Source organism: Peribacillus sedimenti (genome assembly GCF_046237635.1).
GTDB classification, from domain to species: domain Bacteria; phylum Bacillota; class Bacilli; order Bacillales; family DSM-1321; genus Peribacillus; species Peribacillus sedimenti.
Genome location: NZ_CP143547.1, coordinates 23,616 through 32,500, shown reverse-complemented (window position 1 = coordinate 32,500; position 8,885 = coordinate 23,616). Strand labels below are relative to the sequence as shown.

Below are 8,885 nucleotides of genomic sequence, written 5' to 3'. Positions count from 1 at the left end.
TGTCCTACAACCCCAGAAGGCAAGCCTTCTGGTTTGGGCTAATTCCGTTTCGCTCGCCGCTACTCAGGAAATCGCGTTTGCTTTCTCTTCCTCCGGGTACTTAGATGTTTCAGTTCCCCGGGTCTGCCTTCCATACCCTATTTATTCAGGTAAGGATACTGCCCCATTACGGGCAGCGGGTTTCCCCATTCGGAAATCTCCGGATCAAAGCTTACTTACAGCTCCCCGAAGCATATCGGTGTTAGTCCCGTCCTTCATCGGCTCCTAGTGCCAAGGCATCCACCGTGCGCCCTTTCTAACTTAACCATTGCTAATTTGTGATGACCGTCGGCCTTCTTCGTCAGCTTCACTCGCTCACTCCTCACGTATGTGTAATACGCTCCGGTGCTCGCTCGATTGCTTCCTCGAATCCCTCGGTCCTGACAAATTATCAGTTTTACATCTCGGTGTTTTGAAAATTGACGCAAAAATTTGCCTTATTACTGTTATCTAGTTTTCAAAGAACAATGTTTATTCACCATGTGTCGCGAAAGCGACTTACCTATAATAGCACGATCGGCCTTGATAGGCATCAGGTAAATAGTGGTGGAGCCTAGCGGGATCGAACCGCTGACCTCCTGCGTGCAAGGCAGGCGCTCTCCCAGCTGAGCTAAGGCCCCATTTGTAAGAATAGTGGTGGGCCTAAATGGACTCGAACCATCGACCTCACGCTTATCAGGCGTGCGCTCTAACCAGCTGAGCTATAGGCCCACTATTTATATAGAAGGAATCGCTCCTTCAAAACTGAACAAAACATAAGCGCCAACGTCTTTATATCCTTAGAAAGGAGGTGATCCAGCCGCACCTTCCGATACGGCTACCTTGTTACGACTTCACCCCAATCATCTGTCCCACCTTAGGCGGCTGGCTCCAAAAGGTTACCTCACCGACTTCGGGTGTTACAAACTCTCGTGGTGTGACGGGCGGTGTGTACAAGGCCCGGGAACGTATTCACCGCGGCATGCTGATCCGCGATTACTAGCGATTCCGGCTTCATGCAGGCGAGTTGCAGCCTGCAATCCGAACTGAGAATGGCTTTATGGGATTGGCTCGGCCTCGCGGCTTCGCTGCCCTTTGTACCATCCATTGTAGCACGTGTGTAGCCCAGGTCATAAGGGGCATGATGATTTGACGTCATCCCCACCTTCCTCCGGTTTGTCACCGGCAGTCACCTTAGAGTGCCCAACTGAATGCTGGCAACTAAGATCAAGGGTTGCGCTCGTTGCGGGACTTAACCCAACATCTCACGACACGAGCTGACGACAACCATGCACCACCTGTCACTCTGTCCCCCGAAGGGGAACGCCCTATCTCTAGGGAAGTCAGAGGATGTCAAGACCTGGTAAGGTTCTTCGCGTTGCTTCGAATTAAACCACATGCTCCACCGCTTGTGCGGGCCCCCGTCAATTCCTTTGAGTTTCAGCCTTGCGGCCGTACTCCCCAGGCGGAGTGCTTAATGCGTTTGCTGCAGCACTAAAGGGCGGAAACCCTCTAACACTTAGCACTCATCGTTTACGGCGTGGACTACCAGGGTATCTAATCCTGTTCGCTCCCCACGCTTTCGCGCCTCAGCGTCAGTTACAGACCAGAGAGTCGCCTTCGCCACTGGTGTTCCTCCACATCTCTACGCATTTCACCGCTACACGTGGAATTCCACTCTCCTCTTCTGCACTCAAGTCCCCCAGTTTCCAATGACCCTCCACGGTTGAGCCGTGGGCTTTCACATCAGACTTAAAGGACCGCCTGCGCGCGCTTTACGCCCAATAATTCCGGACAACGCTTGCCACCTACGTATTACCGCGGCTGCTGGCACGTAGTTAGCCGTGGCTTTCTGGTCAGGTACCGTCAAGGTGCCAGCAGTTACTCTGGCACTTGTTCTTCCCTGACAACAGAGCTTTACGACCCGAAGGCCTTCTTCGCTCACGCGGCGTTGCTCCGTCAGACTTTCGTCCATTGCGGAAGATTCCCTACTGCTGCCTCCCGTAGGAGTCTGGGCCGTGTCTCAGTCCCAGTGTGGCCGATCACCCTCTCAGGTCGGCTACGCATCGTCGCCTTGGTGAGCCATTACCCCACCAACTAGCTAATGCGCCGCGGGCCCATCTGTAAGTGACAGCCGAAACCGTCTTTCCATCCTCCCCCATGCGGGGGAAGAACCTATCCGGTATTAGCTCCGGTTTCCCGAAGTTATCCCAGTCTTACAGGCAGGTTGCCCACGTGTTACTCACCCGTCCGCCGCTGACTTCCGGGAGCAAGCTCCCTTCTGTCCGCTCGACTTGCATGTATTAGGCACGCCGCCAGCGTTCGTCCTGAGCCAGGATCAAACTCTCCGATAGAATTTGTCTTGCTCATTTTGTTTTTTTAGTGTGTACTCACTATCATTTAGACGTCTTATTTCCATAAAAGAAACAAGAATCTGGCGCTTGTTTTGTTCAGTTTTCAAAGAGCAATCTCCATGCCGTCCACTCAGAAGCGACCTTATTAATATATCAAATCCTATTTATTATGTCAACATATTTTTCTATAATAAATAAAAAATGAATCGAAGTCGTTTTGATGACAAAAAATATAATAACATGCTAATAGAAACTCGTCAATAATGTTTTTTCTATATAACGGTTAAAAAGCCGGGAATGTTTCCCGGCCGTTATCTATACAACCCAATAATCAATAGCAGCTAAAGCCACAACACCCGGTATGCCCAAAAAACCGGAAACAGCCGCTGTCATAATATTGATAGGTACATGTATGCCAGCTTTATTTCCTAATTCATTCAAAAAAAACAAAAACACTGCTCCTATCACTAGCTTGATCAGTCCCTGGCCAATTATACGTACAGGTTTTATCGAAGTTCCAGTAACTAGAAGCAATAAGATCAGCGCCCCAATGATGCCGACAAAGATATAAGGCAAAAAAAAACCTCCCCTATCAAAAGCTTGTACTTCAACCTTATGTGGAAAAGTACAATTTAGAACTAATGAAAGGAGAGAAAAGTTTACCTTTTTACTTTAACCTGTCTTTTTTTCGCTTCTTTAAACAAATAAAAATACTTAATCTCTGCTATCTTCGTTTGGACAATGGCGTCATCTGACGGATCCATACTCTTTTCAAGCAACGATTTTTGGTTGAGCCAACTACTTTTAAGCATATCTAATTGCTGCAGTAACTTCTCATCATATTCATTTCGAAGCCAGCCTCTCCGACGAAAGAACATGGTTTAGCCCTCCTATTTATTAATCCTTACAGCTCTCTTCTTCCTTCAAGGGCTTTAGATAGCGTTACTTCATCAGCATATTCCAGATCCCCGCCAACAGGGAGACCATGTGCGATTCTAGTAATCTTAATCCCCGATGGCTTCAAGAGCCTGGAGATATACATAGCTGTAGCTTCTCCTTCAATATTAGGATTTGTTGCCAAGATCACCTCTTGGACTGTTTCATCCTGAAGGCGTTTAAGCAGGTCCGGGATATTAATATCCTCCGGACCAATTCCGTCCATTGGAGAGATACTGCCATGAAGCACATGATATAGACCTTTGAATTCCCTCATCTTTTCCATCGCAATTACATCCTTGGGATCCTGAACCACACAGATAACGGTTCGATCCCTTCTTTGATCCTCACAAATATAGCAAGGATCCTGGTCTGTGATGTGCCCGCATACAGAACAATATGTCAGGTTTCGCTTGGCATTCACAAGTGCCTTAGCAAAATCAAGCACTGTATCCTCTTTCATGCCTAGAACAAAAAAGGCAAGCCGGGCAGCTGTTTTCGGACCAATGCCCGGCAGTTTCATAAAGCTGTCAATCAGCTTGGATATTGGTTCAGGATAATGCATCTAATCCCCCCGTCCTAGAACATACCAGGAAGGTTCATTCCTTTAGTGAACTGCCCCATTGTTTGGTTGGTTAATTCGTCCGCTTTTTTCAGTGCGTCATTTGTTGCAGCCAAAACAAGGTCTTGAAGCATTTCAATATCATCTGGATCTACAACTTCCGGCTTAATGTTGACTTCAACGATTTCCTTATGGCCCGTAACAATTACTGTTACCATTCCACCGCCCGCTGTTCCTTCGATCTTCTTTTCACCCAGTTCTTCTTGTGCTTCCGCCATTTTCTTTTGCATCTTTTGCATTTGCTTCATCATATTTTGCATATTGCCCATTCCACCGCGCATACCCATTCTTCATTCCTCCAATTTATTGTTTTATTTCCAGCAGGTCATCACCTACCAGTTTTCTTGCTTCAGCTATAAACGGATCTTCCTCCTGTTTTTCAGCAGAAGGGGTGTCATTATTCTGAGTAGCCAGGAATTCTTCTCTGATTTGCTGCCACTGGCTATCAGGTACACCTGCCATTTCTTTCGCGTTTCCTGTAATTCGCTGCAGAATAGATGCCATGACTTCAATAAATCTGGCATTTTCCATAGCCATTTGACAATGAATATCATATTTGAATTTTAACACAAAAGCAGTGGAAGAAGCAGCTACAGGTTCAGCTTCATTTAATAAGGCGGCTAAGGATTTTAAATTTTGCTGCCCAAGCTGTTCTAGCACTTCGCCCCATTTGCTTTTTAAGGCATTCAAGTCCGGCTTTGTAGCCGACCGCAAAATCTGTGTTATTTTCCCTGCAGGTGCACGATATGCCTTTTTCGTTGCTCTTTGGGCTTTCTGAACTGGCGCAGCCTTTTCTTCCACAGCCACTGAAACCCCTTTTTCTTTCAGCTCTTGCACTTGCTTTTCCAGGCTTGATATTTGCTCCTGAAGCTGCTGTATTTCGCTATCAGAAACATTATTCCCTCTTGTTTCATGATGGCACAGCTTCACCAGCATTACCTCCAGGAATACCCTGGGGTGATTTGTCCATTTCATTTCCTGCTGAGTCTTATTAAACTCATCAATCACAGCATATATATAGTCAGCAGGCATAATGCCTGCTAATTCTTTGAACTGCGGGTCTATCAACACTCTTTCAAATGAATTTGCTAAGCTTGGTGCTGATTGATATAAAAGCATATCCCTGAAAAACAAAATCATATCCTCAATAAATCTGGAGGGATCCTTCCCCATGGAAAGCAATTCTTCCAGCGTCTGCAGCGAGCTTGCTACATCTTTTTCATAAATTGCGTTTGCAAGCCTGCTTAAAAACGCTTGAGATACAGACCCCGTAACTGTAAGAGCATCCTCGACTGTCACTTCATCTTCACTGAACGAAATAGCCTGATCCAATAGGCTGAGTGCATCACGCATCCCACCTTCAGCAGCCCTTGCAATAATATGCATAGCCTGCTCGTTAAACGCAACTCCGGTCTCAGATGCTATTTGAGACATTCGGCCGACAATATCCTGTGCTTGAATGCGCTTGAAATCAAAGCGCTGGCATCGCGATATAATGGTTAATGGAATTTTGTGAGGTTCCGTTGTGGCCAGTATGAAGATCACATGCTTAGGCGGCTCCTCCAATGTTTTTAACAATGCATTAAAAGCTCCTTGTGAAAGCATGTGCACTTCATCTACAATATATACCTTAAACCGGACAGCATTAGGAGCATACTTAACCTTATCCCTAATATCTCTGATTTCTTCTACACCATTGTTGGATGCAGCGTCGATTTCAATTACATCCGGTATGGAGCCATCTGTTATCCCCTTACACGCCGGACACTCATTACACGGTTCACTTCCAATTGGATTCTCGCAGTTTACAGCTTTTGCAAGAATTTTTGCCGCACTGGTTTTTCCTGTCCCACGCGGCCCGGAAAAAAGGTAGGCATGGGAAACCTTTTGCTGTGCAATCGCATTCTGTAAAGTTTTGGTTACATGTTCCTGCCCGACGACATCAATAAATTGCTGTGGCCGCCACACTCGATATAATGCTTGATAACCCACAATAACGCCTCCTTTTTCCTTTTTATCTTTCCTATTATAACTCATTCGTTTTGACGTTTTCACAAAAAAAATTATTTATGCCATAAAAAAACTCACCCTAAACGGATGAGTGTATCTATTATGTAATAACTGCCGTGCACCTTCTGTCGATTAGCAACCATAAGCGTTACTTAAGCAGTTAGCTCAGCCCAGGCACTCCTGCGGCACATGTGAGGTTCCACTTAATGCTGCTTCCTTCCGGACCTGACATGGTTCATGGATTCACATTGCGCAGGACCCAAACGTCAACACCACTTACTTAAGGCAGGCCCTACAATATACTAACCTCGAGAAGGGATTCAACCCCGCTGGAGCGGATTGCGAGTACAGGGCACCGCTACCTCCCCGTCTAGCACGGCAAATTTGCTACCAAAATTATTAGGCGTCATGTTCGACGCATAATTAAGTATACTAATTTCTGCGAAAAAAAGCAATGGCTATGAATTGTTAATTCCTTCTTCTGCTTCCAGATCACTCGATCTTTTGTCCGCTTTCTTTTTTTTTCGCAGTTCCCTAAAAAAATCAGTTAATATACTGCCGCACTCTTCCTTTAAGACACCACTCGATAATTCACACTGATGGTTGAACCTTTCATCCTGCAATAAGTTCATGAACGTCCCTGCACATCCTCCCTTAGGGTCATGCGCACCAAACACAACTCTATTTACCCTGGATTGCAAGATTGCACCGGCACACATCGGACATGGTTCAAGGGTAACATACATTGTTGCATCTTCCAGCCGCCACGTCCCAAGCCTTTTACAAGCTTCTTCAATAGCGATCATCTCTGCATGGGCAGTTGCATTCTGTTCTGTTTCCCGAAGATTATGGCCTGTAGCAATAACTTCTCCACTATATACAATTACGGCGCCGATAGGAACTTCCCCCAGGACCTTTGCTCTTTCAGCTTCCAATAATGCTTTTTGCATAAAAAAAACGTCGTCGCTCATTCAGCTCTCCTGTTACTCGAGTAAATGGCACGAAATGAGATAGAATATAATAGACTCGACCTCAAGACATATGCCACAATCACTTCTTTATAATTACTAAGTACTTCTTAATATATTACTGATTATAGCGGGTATGCGGTTTCCAGTTCAAGCTCTGTCATGCGAGTCCCACTGACTATATGTTTACTCCTTCAAGCCTTGCACTTCTTTTTCTATTTTTTAGTATAAGAATTCTCCCACGAAAACTACCAGTCTGTGATACAATAACATTTGGCTAAAAAGACGTATAGACTGAATTTTACCCTATTTATATATATCGGGATGTTATTTTCGAAGGAGGAAAGAAGCCATGACATACACACCATTTATCACCGTTGAGGGTCCGATTGGTGTGGGGAAAACATCGTTGGCAAAAGCAATCGCTGACCATTTCCAATTTGCATTACTAAAGGAAATTGTAGACGAAAATCCGTTTCTCGGGAAATTTTACGAGAATATCGATGAGTGGAGCTTTCAAACAGAAATGTTTTTCCTCTGCAACCGTTATAAACAACTGGAAGATATTGAATCTCAATTTCTCGCCAATGGTCAAGCGGTAGCAGCAGATTACCATATTTTCAAGAATCTTATTTTTGCGCAGAGGACATTAAAAAGCCGCCAATATGATAAATACCTTGAGATATTCAATATCCTGACGCACGATATGCCTAAACCTAACATAGTAGTTTACCTAAACGCCAGCCTTGATACTCTATTGAATAGAATCAGCAAACGCGGTAGGGAATTCGAAAAAAATATCAGCCCATTATATCTAGAACAATTGTCAATTGATTATGGTTCCTTTATGGAGAGATTCGAGGAGAAACATCCTGATATTCCTGTTCTGCGTTTTAATGGAGACGTACTGGATTTTGTGGAAAATAAACAAGACTTAACAGCCATAATCACAGAAATAGAGACTGTTCTTCAAAAAGGAGCTATAAGGCATGAACCTGAGAAAAAAATATGATATTCCCCATAATTCTGTAATCACGATTGCCGGGACCGTAGGCGTCGGTAAATCAACCTTGACGAACGCACTTGCCAAGGCCCTGGATTTTCGTACATCTTTCGAAAAAGTTGATTCCAATCCGTATCTGGATAAGTTTTATGACGACTTCGACAGATGGAGCTTTCACCTTCAAATTTACTTTCTTGCCGAACGTTTTAAGGAGCAAAAAAGAATTTTTGAATATGGAGGAGGTTTTATCCAGGACCGATCTATATATGAGGATACAGGTATATTTGCAAAGATGCATTATGAGAAAGGAACGATGAATCACGTTGATTATGAGACATATACCAGCCTTTTTGAAGCCATGGTGATGACTCCGTACTTCCCGCATCCAGATTTATTAATATATCTTGAAGGCTCCCTTGATGACATTTTGGACAGAATCAAACTCCGCGGACGTCCTATGGAACAGCAAACACCTGTATCATATTGGGAAGAGATGCACCAGCGCTACGAAGAGTGGATTAATCATTTTAACGCATGCCCCGTTCTTCGGCTGAATATTAATGATTATGATTTAATCAACGACAATGCTGCCATTGAACCCATTGTTGAAAGAATTGCCACTTTTATGGATCAGACAAAAAGACTTCGCAAGATATAAAAATACCACCGATTTTTTCGGTGGTATTTTTTATTATAGACGTATACATATAAAAAAATCCGCTGCATATCGCAACGAATTTTTGATGATCATACGATCTCTTTTATGCGCGTGGTTAATTAACAAAAATGGAGGAGGTAGAGGGATTCGAACCCCCGCGGGCTTTTACACCCCTGTCGGTTTTCAAGACCGATCCCTTCAGCCGGACTTGGGTATACCTCCATATCGGACTTTTATAATATAACATGTACAAAAATGAGTGTCAACACTCTAAAATGCTTTTTCAAGAAAATAGTTTCATTCAATATTAAAAGGG

The 8,885-nt window shown here is 44.3% G+C and carries 8 protein-coding genes, 3 tRNA genes, 2 rRNA genes and 1 other RNA gene (1 of these 14 only partly in view); 2 read left to right on the top strand and 12 right to left on the bottom strand.

The window, feature by feature from the left end; translation table 11 throughout:
- The 11 genes from V1500_RS00165 to tadA form a co-directional block, all read right to left on the bottom strand.
- A 23S ribosomal RNA gene (locus tag V1500_RS00165) occupies positions 1 to 306 on the bottom strand; it reaches 2,640 nt to the left of the window's first position.
- Positions 307 to 583: 277 nt separating this feature from the next.
- Positions 584 to 659: transfer RNA gene (locus V1500_RS00160), tRNA-Ala, on the bottom strand.
- A gap of 14 nt (positions 660 to 673) precedes the next feature.
- Positions 674 to 750 (bottom strand) — tRNA-Ile (locus V1500_RS00155).
- 72 nt (positions 751 to 822) lie between these two features.
- Positions 823 to 2,372, bottom strand: a 16S ribosomal RNA gene (locus V1500_RS00150).
- The 16S and 23S rRNA genes sit together here with 2 tRNA genes alongside, the layout of an rRNA operon.
- A 315-nt stretch (positions 2,373 to 2,687) precedes the next feature.
- Positions 2,688 to 2,948 carry a pro-sigmaK processing inhibitor BofA family protein gene (locus V1500_RS00145; RefSeq protein WP_409303597.1) on the bottom strand — a complete coding sequence of 87 codons (261 nt, stop codon included), beginning with the start codon at positions 2,946 to 2,948 and terminating at the stop codon, positions 2,688 to 2,690.
- Between the two features lie 83 nt (positions 2,949 to 3,031).
- Complete coding sequence (locus V1500_RS00140) at positions 3,032 to 3,250, bottom strand: YaaL family protein (RefSeq protein WP_409303595.1); 219 nt, start codon at positions 3,248 to 3,250, stop codon at positions 3,032 to 3,034.
- Positions 3,251 to 3,276: 26 nt separating this feature from the next.
- Complete coding sequence (recR, locus tag V1500_RS00135; protein WP_409303593.1) at positions 3,277 to 3,873, bottom strand: recombination mediator RecR; 597 nt, start codon at positions 3,871 to 3,873, stop codon at positions 3,277 to 3,279.
- Between the two features lie 14 nt (positions 3,874 to 3,887).
- Positions 3,888 to 4,211: a YbaB/EbfC family nucleoid-associated protein gene (locus V1500_RS00130; protein ID WP_409305868.1), complete on the bottom strand. Its 324-nt coding sequence runs from the start codon at positions 4,209 to 4,211 to the stop codon at positions 3,888 to 3,890.
- A 22-nt stretch (positions 4,212 to 4,233) separates the two neighbouring features.
- Positions 4,234 to 5,922 carry a DNA polymerase III subunit gamma/tau gene (gene dnaX / locus V1500_RS00125; RefSeq protein WP_409303591.1) on the bottom strand — a complete coding sequence of 563 codons (1,689 nt, stop codon included), beginning with the start codon at positions 5,920 to 5,922 and terminating at the stop codon, positions 4,234 to 4,236.
- 132 nt (positions 5,923 to 6,054) lie between these two features.
- Positions 6,055 to 6,319: signal recognition particle sRNA large type (ffs, locus tag V1500_RS00120), an RNA gene on the bottom strand.
- A gap of 79 nt (positions 6,320 to 6,398) precedes the next feature.
- The gene (gene tadA, locus V1500_RS00115; protein WP_409303589.1) at positions 6,399 to 6,911 is read right to left on the bottom strand and encodes a tRNA adenosine(34) deaminase TadA; all 513 of its coding nucleotides are present in this window, start codon (positions 6,909 to 6,911) and stop codon (positions 6,399 to 6,401) included.
- A gap of 349 nt (positions 6,912 to 7,260) precedes the next feature.
- Here tadA and V1500_RS00110 point away from each other — a divergent pair, with 349 nt between their 5' ends.
- Together V1500_RS00110 and V1500_RS00105 are read left to right on the top strand one after the other, a co-directional pair.
- The gene (locus tag V1500_RS00110) at positions 7,261 to 7,920 is read left to right on the top strand and encodes a deoxynucleoside kinase (protein WP_409303588.1); all 660 of its coding nucleotides are present in this window, start codon (positions 7,261 to 7,263) and stop codon (positions 7,918 to 7,920) included.
- Positions 7,898 to 8,569, top strand: coding sequence for a deoxynucleoside kinase (locus V1500_RS00105; RefSeq protein ID WP_409303586.1), 672 nt, complete (start codon positions 7,898 to 7,900; stop codon positions 8,567 to 8,569). Before V1500_RS00110 ends, V1500_RS00105 begins: the two co-directional genes overlap by 23 nt.
- A gap of 129 nt (positions 8,570 to 8,698) precedes the next feature.
- Here the strand turns inward: V1500_RS00105 and V1500_RS00100 are convergent.
- A tRNA-Ser gene (locus tag V1500_RS00100) sits at positions 8,699 to 8,791 on the bottom strand.
- Positions 8,792 to 8,885: the final 94 nt, after the last annotated feature.